The sequence below is a fragment of the Sulfitobacter albidus genome (genome assembly GCF_018200035.1).
Taxonomy (GTDB): Bacteria; Pseudomonadota; Alphaproteobacteria; order Rhodobacterales; family Rhodobacteraceae; genus Sulfitobacter; species Sulfitobacter albidus.
This window is the reverse complement of record NZ_CP073581.1, coordinates 1,068,095-1,087,714: the sequence shown is the minus strand read 5'-3', so window position 1 is coordinate 1,087,714 and position 19,620 is coordinate 1,068,095. Positions and strand designations below refer to the sequence as shown.

17 protein-coding genes and 3 pseudogenes are annotated in these 19,620 nt (G+C 63.4%); 14 read left to right on the top strand and 6 right to left on the bottom strand.

The features are described 5' to 3' along the window. Window positions 1-87: 87 nt before the first annotated feature. The 6 genes from KDD17_RS05085 (at window position 88) to KDD17_RS19005 (ending at window position 6,623) form a co-directional block, all read left to right on the top strand. Window positions 88-1,425 carry a substrate-binding protein gene (locus KDD17_RS05085; RefSeq protein WP_212705570.1) on the top strand — a complete coding sequence of 446 codons (1,338 nt, stop codon included), beginning with the start codon at window positions 88-90 and terminating at the stop codon, window positions 1,423-1,425. Window positions 1,426-1,518: 93 nt separating this feature from the next. After that, window positions 1,519-2,550 (top strand): branched-chain amino acid ABC transporter permease, encoded by a 1,032-nt coding sequence (locus KDD17_RS05080; protein ID WP_212705569.1) that lies wholly within the window; start codon window positions 1,519-1,521, stop codon window positions 2,548-2,550. Between the two features lie 3 nt (window positions 2,551-2,553). Then, window positions 2,554-3,771: a branched-chain amino acid ABC transporter permease gene (locus KDD17_RS05075; protein WP_212705568.1), complete on the top strand. Its 1,218-nt coding sequence runs from the start codon at window positions 2,554-2,556 to the stop codon at window positions 3,769-3,771. A gap of 11 nt (window positions 3,772-3,782) precedes the next feature. Beyond that, window positions 3,783-4,544 carry an ABC transporter ATP-binding protein gene (locus KDD17_RS05070; protein ID WP_212705567.1) on the top strand — a complete coding sequence of 254 codons (762 nt, stop codon included), beginning with the start codon at window positions 3,783-3,785 and terminating at the stop codon, window positions 4,542-4,544. 10 nt (window positions 4,545-4,554) lie between these two features. After that, window positions 4,555-5,307, top strand: a complete 753-nt coding sequence (locus KDD17_RS05065) for an ABC transporter ATP-binding protein (protein WP_212705566.1) — start codon at window positions 4,555-4,557, stop codon at window positions 5,305-5,307. A gap of 185 nt (window positions 5,308-5,492) precedes the next feature. Then, window positions 5,493-6,623 carry a calcium-binding protein gene (locus KDD17_RS19005; protein ID WP_212705565.1) on the top strand — a complete coding sequence of 377 codons (1,131 nt, stop codon included), beginning with the start codon at window positions 5,493-5,495 and terminating at the stop codon, window positions 6,621-6,623. A gap of 18 nt (window positions 6,624-6,641) precedes the next feature. Here the strand turns inward: KDD17_RS19005 and KDD17_RS05055 are convergent, their stop codons facing one another. After that, window positions 6,642-8,111 carry a class I adenylate-forming enzyme family protein gene (locus KDD17_RS05055; protein WP_212705564.1) on the bottom strand — a complete coding sequence of 490 codons (1,470 nt, stop codon included), beginning with the start codon at window positions 8,109-8,111 and terminating at the stop codon, window positions 6,642-6,644. 130 nt (window positions 8,112-8,241) lie between these two features. Here KDD17_RS05055 and accB point away from each other — a divergent pair. From accB to aat, 3 genes and pseudogenes are all read left to right on the top strand, one after another. Beyond that, window positions 8,242-8,732, top strand: a pseudogene (gene accB, locus KDD17_RS05050) (acetyl-CoA carboxylase biotin carboxyl carrier protein). Between the two features lie 12 nt (window positions 8,733-8,744). After that, a pseudogene (accC, locus tag KDD17_RS05045) lies at window positions 8,745-10,096 on the top strand (acetyl-CoA carboxylase biotin carboxylase subunit). Between the two features lie 3 nt (window positions 10,097-10,099). Then, the gene (gene aat, locus KDD17_RS05040) at window positions 10,100-10,735 is read left to right on the top strand and encodes a leucyl/phenylalanyl-tRNA--protein transferase (RefSeq protein WP_212705563.1); all 636 of its coding nucleotides are present in this window, start codon (window positions 10,100-10,102) and stop codon (window positions 10,733-10,735) included. Here the strand turns inward: aat and KDD17_RS05035 are convergent. Together KDD17_RS05035 and KDD17_RS05030 are read right to left on the bottom strand one after the other, a co-directional pair. Continuing rightward, complete coding sequence (locus KDD17_RS05035) at window positions 10,699-11,052, bottom strand: DUF2155 domain-containing protein (protein WP_212706154.1); 354 nt, start codon at window positions 11,050-11,052, stop codon at window positions 10,699-10,701. The two genes, aat and KDD17_RS05035, sit on opposite strands and share 37 nt — an antisense overlap. 5 nt (window positions 11,053-11,057) lie before the next feature. Continuing rightward, window positions 11,058-11,441 carry an NADH:ubiquinone oxidoreductase subunit NDUFA12 gene (locus KDD17_RS05030; RefSeq protein ID WP_212705562.1) on the bottom strand — a complete coding sequence of 128 codons (384 nt, stop codon included), beginning with the start codon at window positions 11,439-11,441 and terminating at the stop codon, window positions 11,058-11,060. 354 nt (window positions 11,442-11,795) lie between these two features. Here KDD17_RS05030 and KDD17_RS05025 point away from each other — a divergent pair, with 354 nt between their 5' ends. Next, window positions 11,796-12,446 carry a DUF4760 domain-containing protein gene (locus KDD17_RS05025; protein ID WP_212705561.1) on the top strand — a complete coding sequence of 217 codons (651 nt, stop codon included), beginning with the start codon at window positions 11,796-11,798 and terminating at the stop codon, window positions 12,444-12,446. Here KDD17_RS05025 and KDD17_RS05020 read toward each other — a convergent pair. The 3 genes from KDD17_RS05020 to KDD17_RS05010 form a co-directional block, all read right to left on the bottom strand. Continuing rightward, the gene (locus KDD17_RS05020) at window positions 12,443-12,796 is read right to left on the bottom strand and encodes a RidA family protein (protein WP_212705560.1); all 354 of its coding nucleotides are present in this window, start codon (window positions 12,794-12,796) and stop codon (window positions 12,443-12,445) included. The genes KDD17_RS05025 and KDD17_RS05020 overlap by 4 nt on opposite strands. Window positions 12,797-12,876: 80 nt before the next feature. Then, window positions 12,877-14,142, bottom strand: coding sequence for an ATP-dependent Clp protease ATP-binding subunit ClpX (clpX, locus tag KDD17_RS05015; RefSeq protein ID WP_212705559.1), 1,266 nt, complete (start codon window positions 14,140-14,142; stop codon window positions 12,877-12,879). Between the two features lie 123 nt (window positions 14,143-14,265). Next, window positions 14,266-14,904 (bottom strand): ATP-dependent Clp protease proteolytic subunit, encoded by a 639-nt coding sequence (locus KDD17_RS05010; protein ID WP_212705558.1) that lies wholly within the window; start codon window positions 14,902-14,904, stop codon window positions 14,266-14,268. Between the two features lie 131 nt (window positions 14,905-15,035). Between KDD17_RS05010 and KDD17_RS05005 the strand changes: the two genes are divergently transcribed. The 4 genes and pseudogenes from KDD17_RS05005 to KDD17_RS04990 all read left to right on the top strand — a co-directional run bounded on the left by KDD17_RS05005 (window position 15,036) and on the right by KDD17_RS04990 (window position 19,586). Continuing rightward, window positions 15,036-16,232, top strand: coding sequence for an FAD-binding domain-containing protein (locus tag KDD17_RS05005; RefSeq protein ID WP_212705557.1), 1,197 nt, complete (start codon window positions 15,036-15,038; stop codon window positions 16,230-16,232). Window positions 16,233-16,333: 101 nt separating this feature from the next. After that, window positions 16,334-16,795: a GNAT family N-acetyltransferase gene (locus KDD17_RS05000; RefSeq protein WP_212705556.1), complete on the top strand. Its 462-nt coding sequence runs from the start codon at window positions 16,334-16,336 to the stop codon at window positions 16,793-16,795. A 157-nt stretch (window positions 16,796-16,952) separates the two neighbouring features. Then, on the top strand, window positions 16,953-17,435 hold the full coding sequence (locus tag KDD17_RS04995) for a GNAT family N-acetyltransferase (protein ID WP_254796893.1): 483 nt from the start codon (window positions 16,953-16,955) through the stop codon (window positions 17,433-17,435). 121 nt (window positions 17,436-17,556) lie between these two features. After that, window positions 17,557-19,586 (top strand): annotated as a pseudogene (locus KDD17_RS04990) (PhoX family protein). The last annotated feature ends 34 nt before the right edge of the window (window positions 19,587-19,620 follow it).

The following is a 19,620-nucleotide window of genomic DNA, read 5'->3' as shown; positions in this document are numbered from 1 at the left end:
TGCCAATACTGCGACCACACGCAAAGTGTATGCGTCAACGGACAAAAGAATGCCGTGGCGCCGATTTAACCTTTTGGGAGGACATCCATGTCAGTTTTCAATCCGACCCGTCGCGGCCTGATCCAGACCGGCGCCATCGCGGGCGCGGGCCTTGCGCTGCCGACCTATCTGCGCGCCGACGGTCACGCCGGTTTCACCAACGCGCCGCAGGGCGACACCGTCACGCTCGGTTTCAACGTACCGCAGTCCGGCCCCTACGCCGACGAGGGCGCGGACGAGCTGCGCGCCTATGAGCTTGCAGTCGAGCACCTGAACGGCGGCGGCGACGGCGGCATGATGGCCACCTTCTCCTCCAAGGCGCTGGAAGGCACCGGCATCCTCGGCAAGAAGGTCGAGTATGTGACAGGCGACACGCAGACCAAATCGGACGCCGCGCGCGCCTCGGCCCGGTCGATGATCGAAAAAGACGGCGCGGTGATGATCACCGGTGGCTCCTCCTCCGGTGTGGCCGTGGCCGTGCAGGCGCTCTGCCAGGAGGCCGGCGTGATCTTCATGGCGGGTCTGACCCACTCCAACGACACCACCGGCAAGGACAAGAAGGCCAACGGCTTCCGCCACTTCTTCAACTCCTACATGTCCGGTGCGGCCCTCGCGCCGATCCTCGCCGCCAACTACGGCAAGGACCGCAAGGCCTATCACCTGACCGCCGACTACAACTGGGGCTACACCACCGAGGAAGCCGTGCGCACCTCCACCGAAGCCATGGGCTGGGAAACCGTCAACGCGGTGAAAACACCGCTGACACAGACCGACTTCTCGGCCTATATCGCGCCAGTGCTTCAGTCGGATGCGGACGTTCTGGTTCTCAACCACTACGGCGGCAACATGGTGAACTCGCTGACCAACGCGGTTCAGTTCGGTCTACGCGACAAGATCGTCAACGGCAAGCAGTTCGAAATCGTCGTGCCACTCTACTCGCGCCTGATGGCCAAGGGTGCGGGCGCCAACGTGAAGGGCATCTTTGGCTCGACAAACTGGCACTGGTCGCTGACCGACGAAGGCTCCAAGGCATTCGTTCAGTCCTTCGGCACCAAATACGGCTTCCCCCCCAGCCAGGCGGCGCACACCTGCTACGTGCAGACGCTGCTCTATGCGGATGCGGTCCAGCGTGCGGGCTCGTTCAACCCATGTGCGGTTGGCGAAGCGCTCGAGGATTTCGAATTCGACGGCATGGGCAACGGCCCGACCCTGTACCGCGGTGCAGACCACCAGTGCTTCAAGGACGTGCTGGTCGTGAAAGGGAAAGAGAACCCCGAATCCGAGTTCGACCTTCTGGAGATCGTCGAAGTCACCCCGGCCGAGCAGGTCACCTACGATCCCGCCATCTTTGGTGGCGATCTGGGCACGTGCAACCCCGGCGCATAAGCCTCTGACACAATCGGAGGGCGGCACTTGCCGCCCTCCATCCCCACCACCCGCAGCCAGCGGGGTGACCCCGGCGTTGGAAAGGGTAAATCCATGGACGCAATTATCCTGCAAATTCTCAACGGGTTGGACAAGGGATCGGCCTATGCGCTGATCGCTCTCGGCCTGACGTTGATCTTTGGCACGCTGGGTGTGGTGAACTTCGCCCACGGCGCGCTCTTCATGATCGGGGCGTTCTGCGCCGTGACGTTCAGTAAGCTGCTGAGCCTGTCGCACACCGTCATCGACGAAAGCCGCACCGATTTCCTGGGCAACCCGGCCAAGGTCGAGGTGCCCTATCTGCACGACTGGTTCGGTGCGCAGACCGGCGATGCCATCATCGACTGGGCCGTGCCGCTGTCGATCCTCTTTACCATCCCCGTCATGATCGCCATCGGCTTCATCATGGAGCGCGGGCTGATCAAACACTTCTACAAGCGCCCCCACGCCGACCAGATCCTCGTGACCTTTGGTCTGGCGATCGTGCTTCAGGAAATCATCAAATATTACTACGGCGCCAATCCGATCCCGACGCCGGCGCCCGCCGCCTTTGCCGGATCGTTCGATTTTGGTGCCGCGATGGGGTTTGACCCCAACACCATCATCTATCCCTACTGGCGGCTTGTGTATTTCGCCTTTGCCGCGCTGATCATCGGTCTGGTGTTCGCTTTCCTGCAATTCACCACCTTCGGGATGGTCGTGCGTGCCGGCATGGCCGACCGCGAAACCGTGGGCCTCCTGGGCATCAACATCGACAAACGCTTTACCATCATGTTCGGGATCGCCGCCGCTGTCGCGGGGCTGGCCGGGGTGATGTACGCGCCCATCAACTCCCCCAACTATCACATGGGTATGGATTTTCTGGTGCTGAGCTTTGTCGTGGTCGTCGTCGGCGGCATGGGCAGCCTGCCCGGTGCCGTCCTGGCGGGTTTCCTGCTGGGTATCCTCGAGAGCTTTGCCTCGATGGCCGTCGTGCTTGAGACGCTGCCCGGCATCAACCAGATCATCATCTACCTTGTCGCAATCATCATCTTGCTGACCCGGCCCCGTGGCCTGATGGGCCGCAAGGGCGTGATGGAGGAATAATCAATGTTCGGACTGAACTCACGAGACGCGGGCCTTCTGGTCATCGTCGCCATCCTGTGCCTCGCGGCACCCTTCATCCTCAACCCCTTCCCCGAAGGGTCCGGCATGGCGCAATTCAACGCGGGCTACCCGGATCTGATGCAGCGGCTGGTGATCTTTGGCATCTTTGCCATCGGTTTCAACATCCTGTTCGGCCTCACCGGCTATCTCAGCTTTGGTCACGCGGCCTTTCTGGGTGTGGGATCCTACGCCGCGATCTGGATGATGAAGCTGCTGACGATGAACGTCATCCCGGCGATCATCATTTCGGTCATCATCGCGGGTCTGTTCTCCCTTCTGGTGGGCTGGATTTCGCTGCGCCGCTCGGGGATCTACTTTTCGATCCTGACACTGGCCTTCGCACAAATGTCCTACGCGCTGGCCTATTCGGTGCTGACGCCGATCACCGGCGGTGAAACGGGCCTTCAGCCCACCCCCTCCGATCCGCGCATCCTTGACGGGGCGCTGGCCGAGGGCGAGACCGCGCGCGCCAACCTCTTTGGCCTTGAGATGCACCAGAGTTTCGAGCTGTCCATGGGCGGATGGATCTTTACCTTCAACGCGGGCTACTACATCGCGGCGGTGGTGATGATCCTTGCCTTCTACCTGTCGATCCGCATCTTCCGCTCGCCTTTCGGCATGATGCTGCGGGCGGTGAAATCGAACCAGCAGCGCATGAACTACACCGGTCTGAATACCCGTCCCTACACGCTGGCGGCTTTTGTGATCTCGGGCATGTACGCCGGGCTTGCCGGTGGTCTGCTGGTCGCGATGGACACGCAGGTGGGTGCGGAGCGGATGTTCTGGACCGCCTCTGGCGAGGTCGTGCTGATGACCATCCTCGGCGGGGCTGGCACGCTGATCGGGCCGGTTCTGGGCGCGGGCTTCATCAAGTACATGGAAAACATCGTCTCCAAGATCAACAAGGGCATTCTTGAACAATGGTTCGCCTTCCTGCCCGACGGGATCGAGGATCTGCTGATCACGCTGGTCTACCCCTTCGTGGGCAAGGGCTGGCACCTGACGCTGGGCCTGTTGTTCATGCTGGTGGTGATCTTCCTGCCCGGTGGCCTTGTTGAAGGTGGCCAGCGCATCGGCCGCGTCTTCCGCCGCCGTGACAAGAACGCAGGCAGCGTCGAAGCCGACGCCGCCGAGCAACGCAGCACGCCCCCGGCGGAATAAGGAGAGACGACATGAGCATTCTTGAAGTCAAAAACGTCGGTAAACGCTTCGGTGGCCTTCAAGCGCTGGGGAATGTGAACCTGAGCGTGGCCGAAGGATCGGTGCACGCCATCATCGGCCCAAACGGGGCGGGCAAATCCACCCTGCTCAATTGTCTGGTGGGCAAGCTGATCCCGGATACCGGATCGGTCATGTTCGACGGGCAATCGGTGCTGGGGCGCAAACCCTATGAGATCAACCAGATGGGCATCTCCCGCGTATTCCAGACACCCGAGATCTTTGGCGATCTGTCGGTGATGGAAAACATGATGATCCCCTGCTTTGCTAAACGCGACGGCGCATTCGCCATGAACGCCATCGGCAGCGTAACGGGCCAGCGCGACATCCACGAGCAGGCCGAGCATATGCTGGAAGAGATGAACATGGCCGACAAGCGGCACATGATCGCCTCATCCCTGTCACGCGGCGACAAGCGGCGGCTCGAAATCGGGATGTGCCTGAGCCAGCAGCCCCGCCTTCTGCTGCTGGATGAGCCGACCGCCGGCATGGCGCGCGCGGACACCAACAACACCATCGACCTGCTCAAACAGATCAGCGACGAGCGTGACATCACCATCGCCATCATCGAGCACGACATGCACGTCGTGTTCTCCCTCGCCCAGCGGATCACCGTGCTGGCGCAGGGCACCCCGCTGGTCGAGGATACACCCGACAACATCAAGGGCCACCCCAAGGTCAAGGAAGCCTATCTGGGCGAAACACAGGCCGCGTGAGGAGAGACCCATGAGCACTGCCACCAAACCATCGAGCGCCAATCACGCCTCCTCCGCCCCCGCCTTTCTGTCGGTGTGGGACATCCACGCCTACTACGGCGAAAGCTATATCGTGCAGGGCGTCAGCTTTAACGTGCACGAGGGCGAGATCCTGGCCCTTCTGGGCCGCAACGGCGCGGGCAAGACGTCGACCCTGCGCACAATCGCGCAGATCGGCAGCCCGGAGTTGAAAAAGGGCGAGGTCTGGCTGGATCATCAGCCCTTGCACAAGATGAAAAGCCACGAGGCCGCCGCCGCGGGTCTGGCACTGGTGCCCGAAGATCGGCGCATCATCGCGGGCCTGACGGTCGAGGAGAACCTCAAGCTTGCGCAAATCGCCCCGCCCATTGGCTGGTCGCTGGAGCGGGTGTACGAATTGTTCCCCCGTCTGGGGGAGCGCAAGAAACAGGAAGGCACGACGCTGTCGGGCGGCGAGCAGCAGATGCTGGCCATCGCCCGCGCGCTGTGCCGCGACATCAAGGTGCTGCTGCTGGATGAGCCTTACGAAGGGCTCGCCCCCGTGATCGTAGATGAGATCGAAAAGACGCTTGAGATCATCAAGGCGCAGGGCATCACGACCATTCTGGTCGAGCAGAACGCCGTGCGCGCGCTCAAGCTGGCGGACCGCGCCGTGATCCTCGACACGGGCGGTGTGGTCTACGACGGCTCGGCGCAGGACGTGCTTGAGAACGAAGCGCTGCGGGCCGAATACCTCGCGATCTGATTCGCGCCTTCCCGCCACTGAATCCCAAAGCCCCGCCCGGCCCGGCGGGGCTTTTTTGCGTCTGTGACGTCCCAGTGTGTCCCCTGCCCCGGCACTGTCTCCGCTGTGGAAACCGAAATCGAATTTGCTAGGCGTCGGTTGAATTGGGGCAGTACTGTGGCGCAAGTTTCAAAGGGACCGCAAAAATGCCATTTTTCTTCAACTCCACAACGAACCAGCACGAAGGCGCCGTCGCCATCGGCGAGACCGTCGGCGCCTATGATTTCGACGTCTTTGGCGGGCTGATCACCAACGAGGGCACCGTCGCGGGGCCGATCACGGCCCTGACCGACGCCAACATCACCCTGACCAGCACCGAAGGCGCGCTGATCAGCAAGGCGCCGGGCAGCAAATACGCGCTGGATCTGCAGGGCAACGGCGCGCGGTTTGTCATCAACGACGGCGAAATCTTTGGCGAGGTCCGATTTGGCAATGGCTGGGATACGCTGTCGAACACCGGCACGATGACCGGCAGGGTCGATCTGGGCGGCGGCAATGATCTGGTCTTGAACCAATCGATCCCGGGCTCTGACGGGGTGCAGAGCGCGGGGTTGATCAACGGTGGCCTGTTCACCGGCGCCGGCAACGACACGGTGCTGAATTCCGGAACCCTGCGCGATGTATTTCTGGGCGACGGGGCCGACACCTACTCGGCGAGTTTCGGCGGGATTACCGGCAAAGGCATCGCGGCATCGGTGCGCGGCGGCACGGGCAACGATACCATGACGGGCGGCAACGACGCCGACCAGCTCTTTGGCAACGACGGGGACGACCGGATCAACGGCGGCGGCGGCAACGACAAGATCGGCGGTGGCACGGGCAATGACCTGATCTGGGGCGGTGCACGCAATGACCGGATCGGCGCGGGCGCCGGCGATGACACCATCGACGGCGGCACCGGCAACGACCAGATCTGGGGCGCCGGCGGGGCAGACCTGATCGACGGCGGGCGCGGCAACGACAGGCTGGAGGGCGGATCGGGCGCGGATACCTTCGTCTTTGGTCTGCGCAGCGGGCGCGACACGATCACCGATTTTGGTCTGGGCGACCGGATCGAAATCGTGCAGCAGGTGGCAGATGCCGCGACGTTCGCCGACATTCTGGCCCACGCGACCGAAATCAACGAATCGACCACCATCGATCTCGGCGGCCTGTTCAACGACCTGGGCTTTGCCAGCCTCAACACCGGCACCAGCCGCATCACCTTGCAAGGGGTCGAAATCAGCGAGCTGGACAGCTTCATGTTCAACATCGATGACGTCTTTGCCGTCGGATAATGCGCCGTCCCCGCCCGTCTAATCGGGCGGGGCGTTCGCACTGCGCAGCGCGGTTTTCAGCACCTTGCCATAGTTATTCTTGGGCAGCTCGGGCAAAAAGACAAATGCCTTGGGGATCTTGAACCGCGCGATCTGGGTGGCGCAATGCGCGCGCAGGGCCGCCTCATCCGCGTCGCCGACCACGCAGGCCACGACCTCCTCTCCCCAATCGGGATGGGTGCGCCCGATCACCGACGCCTCGCGCACACCCGGATGGGTCAGCAGCACTTCTTCGACCTCGCGCGGGTAGATGTTTGAGCCGCCCGAGATGATCACATCCTTCGAGCGGTCCAGCAGCGTGAGGTATCCGGTTGCGTCCAGCCGCCCGATATCGCCGGTGCGCAGCCAACCATCGCGCAGCGTGTCGGCAGTGGCTGCGTCGTTTTTCCAGTACCCCGGCATCACGGGCGCGCCGCGCACCAGCACTTCGCCCACATCACCGCCATCGATCGCCACCTCCACCAGCGATTGCGCCCGCCCGACAGAGCCCAGACGCGCGCGCCAGTCGGGATGACTGCGGTCGGCCACATCCGCGCGCGGCAGCGCCGTGATCGCCATCGGGCACTCACCCTGCCCGTAGATCTGCACGAACTTCGGTCCGAAATGATCCACGGCAGCGAGGATGTCGGCGGTATACATCGGCCCGCCCGCGTAGACGACCGTGCGGAGCCCGTCGCCGCGCGCGCCATGGTGCACCGCGTGGTCGGTCAACCGCCTGACCATCGTGGGCGCGGCAAAGAGATGCGCGCGACCAAAGTGTTCGGCCAGCGCCAACAGCTCAGCCGGATCAAAGCCGCCCGACGGCGGGCATACGTGCCGCGCCCCCGCCTGCACATGCATGAAATTATAGAGCCCTGCCCCGTGGCTCATCGGGGCGGCATAGATCGTGGCATCGCGCCCATCGACGCGATCCACATCCGCGAGATAGCTGAGCGCCATGGCCGCGATCATCCCGTGGGTGATGCGCACCCCCTTGGGCCGTCCGGTGGTGCCGGAGGTATAGAACAGCCACGCCAGATCCTCCCCCGCGCGGGCCACGGGGCCGGTTTCCGGGCGGTCCTCCTCGATATCCGCAGGCGCGTCCAGCGCGCAGGACACCCCCGCTGCACGCAGGCTGTCGCCGTGCACCGCATCGACGAAACACAACACCGCGCCGCTGTCGTACAGGATGAAGTCAGCCTCACGCCCGTGTAGTTTGGCGTTGATCGGCACCGCGGCGGCCCCGGCATAGAGAATGCCGTAGAAGCCTATCAGCCAGTCGGGCGCATTGCCCATGAAGATCGCCACGCGGTCGCCCGGCGCAATACCCCGCGCGCGCAGCCCCGCGGCCACACCGCGCGCCCGCGCGTCGAACGCCGCATAGTCCGCCACGCAGGACCTGCCGTGAAAAAGCGCTTGCGATCCGGGCGATACCCGCGCGCGACGCGCCAGCCACTCAGCGATATTCATCCGATCCTCCGCGCATTCCCCTCGACGCAGGGTAAAGTCGCGCCTTTCATTGCCCCTGTCCATGCCATATAAGCCCGGATCAAAGCAGCAAGCGCCCCAAAGGCGCCCCCCGCAACGTTCGAGGACCCGTATGACAAAGAATACCCACGATGCCGATGTCGCCTTCATCCGCGCACTGGCCGAGTTGCTGAACGAAAACGATCTCACTGAATTGCAGGTCAAACGGGACTATGCCGAAGACGACAGCCTGAACGTGCGCGTCTCGCGCAAACCGCCGCAGCAGATCATGGCCGCAGCCCCGGCACAGGCGGCCCCGGCCCCGATGGCATCGCCCGCGCCTGCCCCGATGGCGGCCCCCGACGCGGCCGCCAGCGATCCCTCGTCCGATCCCGGCGCCGTGACCTCGCCCATGGTCGGCACCGTCTATCTGCAGCCTGAACCGGGATCGCCTGCGTTCGTGTCCGTCGGTGCACAGGTCAAGGAAGGCGATACGCTGCTGATCGTCGAGGCGATGAAAACGATGAACCACATCCCCGCCCCAAGGCCGGCACGGTCAAACGAATTCTGGTCGACGACGGCGCCGCCGTCGAATTTGGCTCCCCGCTCGTCATCCTCGAATAAGGAGGGGGCACCATGTTCAAGAAAATTCTTGTCGCCAACCGGGGCGAAATCGCCCTGCGCGTGATCCGTGCAGCGCGTGAGATGGGTATCGGCACCGTCGCTGTGCATTCCACCGCCGACAGCGACGCAATGCACGTGCGCATGGCCGATGAAAGCGTGTGCATCGGGCCTGCGTCCTCGACGCAGAGCTATCTGTCGATCCCCTCGATCATCGCCGCCTGCGAGGTTACCGGCGCCGAAGCGATTCACCCCGGCTACGGCTTTCTGAGCGAGAACGCAGGGTTCGTGCAGGTGGTCGAGGATCACGGCCTCACCTTCATCGGCCCCACGGCCGAGCATATCCGCGTGATGGGCGACAAGATCACCGCAAAGGACACGATGAAGGCGCTCGGCGTGCCCTGCGTGCCTGGATCGGACGGCGGCGTTGCCAGCCTTGAGGATGCGCAGCGCATCGGTGAGGACATCGGCTATCCCGTCATCATCAAGGCCACGGCCGGCGGTGGCGGCAAGGGCATGAAGGTCGCGCAGAACGCAGGCGAAATGGAGCGCGCCTATCAGACCGCGCGGGCCGAGGGGAAATCGAACTTTGGCAACGACGAAGTCTATATCGAGAAGTATCTGACCACCCCCCGCCACATCGAAATTCAGGTCTTCGGCGACGGCAAGGGCCGCGCGGTGCATCTGGGGGAGCGCGATTGCTCGCTGCAACGCCGCCACCAAAAGGTGTTCGAGGAAGCCCCCGGCCCCTCGATCACCCCAGAAGAGCGCGCGCGCATCGGCAAGATCTGCGCCGACGCCGTGGCCAACATCAACTACATCGGTGCGGGCACGATCGAATTCCTCTACGAAAACGGGGAGTTCTATTTCATCGAGATGAACACCCGCCTTCAGGTCGAACACCCCGTGACCGAAGGGATCTTTGGCGTCGATCTGGTGCGCGAGCAGATCCGCGTGGCCGCGGGCCTGCCGATGGAGTTCGAACAGGACACGCTACAGATCAACGGCCACGCCATCGAAGTGCGCCTCAACGCGGAAAAACTGCCGAACTTCCGCCCCTCGCCGGGCCGCGTCACCCAGTACCACGCGCCGGGGGGCTGGGCGTGCGCATGGACAGCGCGCTTTACGCCGGCTACTCGATCCCGCCCTACTACGACAGCCTGATCGGCAAGCTGATCGTGCAGGGCCGCGACCGGCCGGAGGCGCTTGCCCGTCTGCACCGCGCATTGGGAGAGCTGATCGTCGACGGGATCGACACTACCGTGCCGCTGTTTCACGCCCTGCTGGACGAACGCGACATCCAGACCGGCGACTACAACATCCACTGGCTGGAGCACTGGCTGGAAACCAACCTCGCAGAGGGGTGATCCATGGGTGAGGTGACGCCGGAGCTTTTGCTGCACGGCTACAGCGTCGGCATCTTTCCCATGGCCGAAAGCCGCGACGACCCGGAGATGTTCTGGGTCGATCCGCGCCTCCGGGGCATCCTGCCGCTGGATGGCTTCCACCTCTCACGCAGCCTGCGGCGCGCGATGCGCCGCTGTCCGTGGGAGATCCGCATCAATACCGATTTTGCGGGCGTTGTGCAGGGATGCGCCGACCGCGACGATACCTGGATCAATGCCGAGATCTTTGACCTCTACACGGCGCTGCACCGCGAAGGCCGTGCCCATTCGCTGGAGGTCTGGGAGGGTGAGACGCTGGTGGGCGGCGTCTACGGTGTGGTACTGGGGGCCGCGTTCTTTGGTGAGAGCATGTTTTCACGCCGAACGAACGCGTCCAAGGTCGCGCTGGCCTGTCTGGTAGACCGGCTGCGGACGGGGGGATTTACCCTGTTCGATACGCAATTCCTGACGCCGCATCTGGCCTCATTGGGCGGGGTTGAGATCACCCGTGCCGAGTATCACGCAAAGCTGGCGCACGCCAAAACCCGCAACGCGCGCTTTACCGCACCACCGCCCGCCACCCCTCAGGAGGTGGTGCAGCGCATGACCCAGATATCGTAGCGGGGATGCTCCATCGCGTTGAGCGCAGGTGCAGAGGCGATCATCCAACCCGAAAAGACAGTGCCCTGCTGGCCGGTCTGCGACACTTCAAGGGACGCGTAGGCATCGCCCGAAGGGTTCCCCGCCGGATAGCGACACTCGTTCAGCACCACCTGCAAGCGGCCCAGCCGCGCCCCCTGCCCGGCGGGCACAGAGATATCGACCGTCTCGCCCGACGTCTTGTCGAGCGCGCGCAGCACCGCGCCGGAGGCAGTACTGGTCTGCTGTGCCTGCACGGCACCCGCGCACAGGGCCAGACCGAGGATCAGCGCACGCACGGTGGTCACTCCGGTGTCCACGCCTCGTAATCGCCGCGATCGGCCGGATTTTCGCGGCGGATCGATCCCGCCGGCGCGTAGGCCAGCATGGTGCCGGTCAGGTTTTCCTGATGCGGCTTTTCCCAGGTCTTGTGCGTCAGCGGCTTGTCGGTGGGCGGCTCGTCCCAAGTACGGTGCAGCCATCCATGCCAATCGGGCGACACGCGCGTCGCCTCCGCCTCACCGTTGAAAATGACCCAGCGTTTGCTGTCATCGGCGTTGCGGTAATAGATATTGCCCTGATCATCTTCGCCGACTTTCTCGCCTTTGCGCCAGGTGAACAGCTGCGTGTTGAGCGTCTGGCCGTTCCACCATGTCACGGCGCGGGCGAGCGAGTTGAAAAGTCCCATGGAAGTCTCCGATTGGCTATAGGCGGGGTATGCCGTATTGTGCGGCACAGGTCTAGGCCTGCGCCGACGCCGGCTTGAAAATTGCGCGGCTTTACGCTATGTAAAGGTTCAAGATCTATTAGGGTCTGGGTGCCGAGTGACCTTAGAAGTCGGCTTGCGCCCGCGCCCGGCGGATGCAATTGTATCCGCAAGCATTGAGGACGTGCAGAATGAAAAGCTCTAAACAGCGTGCGACGGTTCGCGACGGATTTGGCAACGGTGGCCGTTTGCTGACGTGACAAACGCGGAATGCGCTTGATCGCATCCGTATTCCTTGCGGCGTGTTTGTGCGCCGTTTTCCTGATATTTCTGGCGATGTTAGCACCAATCGCGGTGGACGCATTCGGTGCAGCCTACGCGCGCTTTCCGCAGAACCCAGACCCCCGCTACACCGCCTTTCTGGCCGCGACAGGCACATTCGTGGCCCTCGTCTCGGTCGCTGCGGCGTTGTGTACCTTTGGCTACAACGCCTACGCCGCCCGGCGCGCGCAACGCAAACAGCAGACGATGACGCTCCTGCTCGAATCGCGGCTCAGCTCTGAATTTCGCGGTATTCTCGAAAAACGCCGCCATCTTTTCCCCGAATACACCGATGTATCCTTTGACGCGTGGAATGCCGCGCGCACGGCCGCGCCCGAAGACGCAACCGACCCCGACCAGATCGCCGCTGCGGAGCGCAGCCGCGAAAGCGCGCTGGCGGTGACGCAGTTGCTCAACTACTATGAGTTTCTGGCCGTCGGCATCAAACAGGGCGATCTTGACAAGGATCTGCTGCGCAAGACGCTCCGTTCCATCATGTGCAACCTTGTCGACGATTGCCGCGATCTGATCGCGGAGATGCGGCGGCGCAAACCAAGCACCTACGAGCATCTGTGCGCGCTTTACGACGATTGGCGCGCGATGGATGCAAAGGACATCAACGGAAATCCGAACGAACGCCCGATCCCAAAGCTGCCGCCGATCTAAAGGGCGGCAGTGACCTCGATCTCGATGCGGTATTTGGGGTCGATCAGCCCACATTCGATCATCGTCGCAGCGGGAGGATGCGCGCCGAAGGTCTCCGCCAGCAGCGGCCAGCACAGCTCGAATTCCGTGCGGTCGGGCAGCATGTAGGTGACGCGCAGCACACGGGAGAAATCCGTGCCGGCCTCGCGCAGGGCGTCCCCGATGATCTCCAGGGCGGAGCGGCACTGGCTCAGCACATCGTCGCCCTGCCCCACCGTACCGGCAACATGCACCAGATCGCCCGCCACCACCGCGCGGCAATAGCCGACCTTGGCCTCAAATGCCCCTCCCGATGAAATCCGCCGGATCATGTGCCACTCCCCTTCCCGTCAAAATCAAAAAAGGCAGACCGAGGTCTGCCTTTCCATGCTTTCACCAACCGAATGTCCGATCAACTCGCCGATGCGGGCTCTTTCTCCGCTTCGGCGTGGATCATCAGCGGCTTGGCGTCCGATGTGACCGCTTCCTCGTTGACGACAACCTCATTGACGCTGTCCAGACCCGGCAGTTCGAACATCGTGTCGAGCAGGATGTCCTCAAGGATCGAGCGCAGGCCCCGCGCACCGGTCTTGCGTTCGATCGCACGTTTGGCGATGGCGCTGAGTGCGTCCTCTGTAAAGGTCAGCGCCGTATCCTCAAGCTCGAACAGACGCTGGTACTGCTTGACCAGCGCGTTCTTGGGCTGCGTCAGGATCGTGATCAGCGCGTCCTCGTCAAGGTCTTCGAGCGTGGCGAGCACGGGCAGACGGCCAACAAATTCCGGGATCAGACCGAATTTCAGCAGATCTTCTGGCTCCAGCTCTTGGAATGTCTCGCCGATGCCCTGTTCGCTGTCGTCGCGCACATCGGCACCAAAGCCCATGGCAGACCCCTTGCCCCGCTGCTTGATGATCCGGTCAAGGCCCGCAAAGGCACCGCCGCAGATGAACAGGATGTTGGTCGTGTCCACCTGCAGGAATTCCTGCTGCGGATGCTTGCGCCCGCCCTGCGGCGGCACGGAGGCGACCGTGCCTTCCATCAACTTCAACAGCGCCTGCTGCACCCCCTCGCCCGACACGTCGCGGGTGATCGATGGATTCTCAGATTTGCGAGTGATCTTGTCGACCTCGTCGATGTAGACAATGCCGCGCTGCGCGCGCTCGACGTTGTACTCGGACGCCTGCAACAGCTTGAGAATGATATTCTCGACATCCTCGCCAACGTAGCCCGCTTCGGTCAACGTGGTGGCATCCGCCATGGTAAACGGCACGTCCAGAATCCGCGCCAGCGTCTGGGCCAGCAACGTCTTGCCGCAGCCGGTAGGGCCGATCAGCAGGATGTTGGATTTCGCCAGTTCGATGTCGCCGCCCTTTTGCGCGTGGTTGAGGCGTTTGTAATGGTTATGCACCGCGACCGAGAGCACCCGTTTGGCCATCGCCTGCCCGATCACGTAGTCATCGAGCACGTCGCAGATGTCCTTCGGCGTCGGCACGCCGTCGGTGGCTTTCAGGCCGGATGCCTTTGTTTCCTCGCGGATAATATCCATGCACAGCTCGACACATTCGTCGCAGATGAACACCGTGGGGCCCGCGATCAGCTTGCGCACTTCATGCTGGCTCTTGCCGCAGAAGGAGCAGTAGAGCGTATTTTTGCTGTCGCCGCCGGATGAATTGGCCATGGGAGCCCTTTCAAATCAAATGTTGGGACAGACGCGCAGCGCCTGCCAAACGGAATTGGAACAAGCCTAAGTCACCGCCCCCGGTCCTGCAATCGTCAAAACCGGGGATCATGGATCTGTGACTTACTTGCCTTTCTTGTCGTCGTCCTCGCTCTTGCCGCGGCTTTCGACGATCTCGTCGATGTGGCCCCATTCCTTGGCTTCTTCGGGGGTCATCCACAGATCGCGGTCCAGCGCCTTTTGCACGGTCTCGTAATCCTGGCCGGAGTGCTTGACATAAAGCTGATACATCCGCTCGCGCGTCCGCTCGATGTGGCGGGCAGAGATCAGGATATCCTCGGCCACGCCCTGGCTGCCGCCCGATGGCTGGTGGATCATCACCTCGGCGTTGGGCAGCGCAAAACGCATCCCCTTTTCACCGCCGATCGCGATGACCGACCCCATCGAGGCGGCCATGCCGCAGACCAGCGTGCTGACCTTGGGGCGGATGTACTGCATGGTGTCATAGATCGACAGGCCCGCCGTCACCTCCCCCCCGGGGGAGTTGATGTACATGCTGATTTCCTTGGAGGGATTTTCTGCCTCAAGGTGCAGCAGCTGCGCCACGACGAGGTGGCTCATCCCTGAGTGGATCGGCCCGTTGATGAAGATGATCCGCTCTTTGAGAAGACGCGAGAAGATATCGTAGGCGCGCTCGCCCCGGCTGGTCTGCTCGACCACCATGGGGACGAGGTTTGCGTAGGTTTCGATGGGATTGTTCATTGCTCACGCCTTTTCATTGCAGCCGCAGGGAAATACCCGCGAAAGGTTGCTTTCAGATTAGTCGCCGTGTCTGGGAGCTTCAAGGGGGCGCGGACAGTTGAACCTATCTCACCCCGGCCTAACTGCGGGTCATGACCGATGCACTCCACAGTTTCCCGCCCACGCTTGACGCCGCCACCGAGCGGCTCGCCGCCTTTGCTCCGCGCGCGGGCAGCGAGTATGCACGCAAGCGCAACTTTGATCTGGGGCCCGGCGCGCATAGCCATGTCTCGACCCTGTCGCCCTATCTGCGGATGAAAGTGCTCGACGAGGCGGATGTCTCGCGCGCGGTTCTGTCGCGGATGAACGCGGAGGACGCCGAGAAATTCCTGATGGAGGTCTGGTGGCGCACCTACTGGAAAGGCTGGATGGAGCAGCGCCCGGCGGTGTGGGCCAGCTACCTCGACGATCTGGGGCGGCTGCACAATGAGGTGCAGACGCAATCCGGCATGCGCCAGCGCTGGGAGGCCGCCTGCCTCGGCGATACCGGCATCGCGCCGTTTGACGCCTGGGCGCGGGAGCTGGCCACGACCGGCTATCTGCACAATCACGCCCGGATGTGGTTCGCCTCGATCTGGATCTTCACGCTGGGGCTGCCGTGGCAATTGGGCGCGGATTTCTTCCTGCGCCACCTGCTCGACGGGGATGCGGCGGTCAACACACTCAGCTGGCGCTGGGTGGCGGGCATCCAGACGCAGGGCAAGACGTATCTCGCGCGTCCCGACAACATCGCAAAATTCACCGACGGCCGGTTTGTCGGCGTGCAAGGATTGGCGACAGAGGCGCCGCCGGTACAGGCGCCGAAGCCGCCCGAGCGGCAGCCGATCCCCGAAATCGCCGCCTACGCGGGTGCGCCGGGCGACCGTGTGGGCCTGCTGCTGCACAGCGACGATCTGGGCGCGCCGTTTCTGGGCCCGCTGGGCATTGACCCGGTGAGCGTGGGCTACATCGACACCACAGATGCACAAAGCCCGTGGGACGTGGCGCCCTTTGTGCCGGAGTTTCGCACGCGGCTCGCACAGGAAGCCTCACCCGGGGCCGTCATCCTGTCAGATGCGCAGGCGGTCGCGGATTGGGCATCCGAGCATAGGCTCGATCACGTCGTCACCCCGCACGCCCCCGTGGGATCCACACGTGCGCTCTTGCGCAAACTGCGCAAGGGGGATGCCGTCCCGCCGCTGAGCGAGGTCCGCCGTGAGATCGACACGGTCGCCTGGCCCCACGCCAAAGCCGGTTTCTTCAAGTTCAAGGCGCATATCCCCGATCTCATCGATCAATTCGCGCGCTGATCAAATCCTCGAAAGAGGATTTGTGCCCAAACTTTCATCCGAAAGTTTGCTCCGACCACACGTTGCTTGCGGTGCGCGCATATTTGGCGTGTTCTGCGCCCATGACGTTCACCATCGGCCCCGCCAACCCGACCGACCCCGCGATCCGTGCCCTGATCGCCGCGCATATCGCCCATGGTGACGCGCATTATCCCAGCGAGAGCAATCACCACCTCGACGTCGACGACTACGCCGATGGCAAGACGACGCTTTACGCGGCGTGGGACGGGGAAACAGCGCTTGGAATGTTGGGGATCAAACCCCTTTCCGGCACCACGGCGGAAGTAAAATCTATGCATGTGCTCGCGGCCGGTCGCGGGCGCGGCGTCGGGACCGCCCTGCTGGCGCATCTGCTCACGGCGGCGCGCAAGGCCGGCACCACGCAGCTCTTCCTCGAGACCGGCAGCGCCGAGGCGTCCGCCGCCGCGCGCAGGCTCTACGAGCGCCACGGTTTTGCGTACTGCCCACCGTTCGAGGGCTACAGCCCCGATCCTAATTCCGTCTTCATGACGCGCACGCTCTGATCTTGCGTCATGGGGTGCGGTGAACTACCCTGAGGGCGTCCCCGGATGACCGGGCGCACCGGAGTTTTGATGTCCACGATTGCCACCCTCCGCTGACCCCGCGCCCACGCGCGGCCTGGATCAGACAGATATCGCCCCTTGAGCGCGTCCGACATTCATGCGCCTTGCGCACATCAATCGAAAGACCAAACCATTGAAAATCAACGACACTCACGTGCGGGACACTCCCGCATTGCAAACCGTGCTCGACCTGACAGCGCTATTCCCCAGTGATCTCCTGCCCGCCATGATCGACGGCTCGGACGCCCTGTGGCTGACCTGTCATGCCGCGGAGCCTGTCGGCTTTTGTTTTGCCGAACCGGAGCCGATGACGGAAGGCACCTGGAACATGCGCGCCATCGCCGTGCTTCCGGCGCATCAGAACAGCGGCGCGGGAACTGCACTGACCCACGCGCTTGAGACGCGGCTGCGCGCGCTCGGTGCCCGGCTGCTGATTGCCGACACCTCGGGCCTGCCGGAGTTCGCCGCGACCCGCGCCTTCTACCGCGCGCGTGGCTATGCCGAGCAATCGCGCATCCGCGGCTTTTGGGCGCCGGGGGACGACAAGGTGACTCTGACCAAGAGCCTTGATCTCGCGTAGGCGGATCGGCGCCCTCGTCACGGGGGCGCCGAATTTCCCGCACAGCGGGAAATCAACCCATGTCATAAATCTGTAGTGGAATCGCCCCAAAAGGCGATCAGCAGCCAGCAAGGAGCCCGCTATGAATCGCAATGACATCGTCAACGACCCCGCCCACGGCAACAAGGCCGAAGCGTTTGAGGCCTTCGACGACATCCCCACAAACCCCAACCTGCAACGCACCATCGGTGAAGTGATCGCCGCGCGCTATTCCCGCCGTGACATGTTCCGCGGCGCGCTCGCCGTGACCGCGACCACCGCGATGTTCGGCACCTCCGCCATGGTCGCGCCACGTCAGACGGCAGCGCAGGGCACCTCGCGCTACAACTTCACCGAACTGGCCTGGGGCAACGACACGATGCACCACGTCGCCGAAGGCTACGACGCCGAAATCCTGCTGCGCTGGGGCGATCCGATCACCGCCGACGCGCCCGAATTTGACGTCATGAACCAGACCGCCGCCGCGCAGCTTCAGCAGTTCGGCTACAACAACGATTACGTGGGCTTTACCGCGCTGAACGAGGCGGGCACGCGCGGCCTGCTTTGCGTGAACCACGAATACACCAACGAGGAGGTCATGTTCCCCGGTCTGGGCCGCCAGGACCGCGCCGGTTTCGAGGGCATGACCAAGGAGCTCGTGGACATCGAGATGGCCGCCCACGGTGGCACCGTCGTCGAAATCGAGAAAGAGACCACCGGCCAGTGGCGCGTTGAGCGCAACGGCCAGTACAACCGCCGGATCACCCCCTGAACACCGAAATGACCGTTTCCGGACCCGCCGCCGGTCACGACCGTATGAAAACCACCGCCGATCCCGAGGGCATGGCGATCATCGGCACGCTCAACAACTGCGCGGGCGGCATGACCCCCTGGGGCACCTACCTGCTGGCCGAAGAGAACTTCCACGGCTATTTCTGGACCGACAAGGTCGATGCCGAGGGCAAGCCCGACCTGAGCGCCATGGACCCCGCAGAGGCCAAACGCGCCGAGCGTTACGGCGTGCCGGGTGGCTGGTACGCCTGGGGCAAATACTACGACCGGTTCAACATCGACAAAGAGCCGAATGAGCCAAACCGCTTTGGCTGGGTTGTTGAAGTCGATCCGCGCAACCCGGATGCGATGCCGATCAAGCATACCGCCCTTGGCCGCTTCCGCCACGAGGGCTGTGAGACGACCGTCGCAACCGATGGCCGTCTGGTGGTCTATTCGGGCGACGACAACCGCTTTGACTACCAGTACAAATACGTCTCCAACGGAACGGTCAGCGACGACGCGGCCGCCAACAGCACGCTGCTGAGCGATGGCATCCTCTATGTCGCGCGCTTTGATGAAGACGGCACCGTGGCCTGGCTGCCGCTGGTACACGGTGAGGGGCCGCTGACGGCGGAAAACGGGTTCAACGATCAGGGCGACGTGGTCATCGATACGCGCATCGCCGCCGATCTGGTGGGTGCGACGCCCATGGACCGCCCCGAGGACGCGCAGCCGCGCGGTGACGGCTCGGTCTATCTGATGCTCACCAACAACTCCAAGCGGAAACCCGATCAGGTGAACGCGGCCAACCCGCGCCCCGAAAGCGCGTTCGGCCACATCATCGAGATCAAGGAAGAGGGCGGCAACCACGCGGCCACCACAGGCACATGGTCGATCCTGGTGCAGTGTGGCGACCCGTCCGTGGCCGAAGTGGGCGCCGTCTGGAACCCCGAGACTTCGGACAACGGCTGGTTCGGATCGCCCGACAACGCCGCCATCGACGCCGATGGCCGTCTGTGGGTATCGACCGATCAGGGCGGCAACTGGGGCAAGACCGGCAAATCCGATGGCCTCTACGCGGTGGAAACCGAAGGCGAGGCGCGCGGCACGTCCAAGCTGTTCTTCCGCTGCCCGGTGGGTGGTGAGATGTGCGGGCCTTACTTCACCGACGACGCCGAGACGCTGTTCGTCGCCGTGCAGCACCCCGGCACTGACGGTGTGAAAGACCTTGAAGGCTTCGAGCGTGACAGCACCTTCGAGGATCCGGCGACCCGCTGGCCCGACTTCGACCCGGCCATGCCGCCGCGCCCCTCGGTCGTGGTGATCACCAAACAGGGCGGTGGTAAGATCGCCGTCTGATTTCCCCCGCAAAGGCCTTTTCAACCGCTCTGCC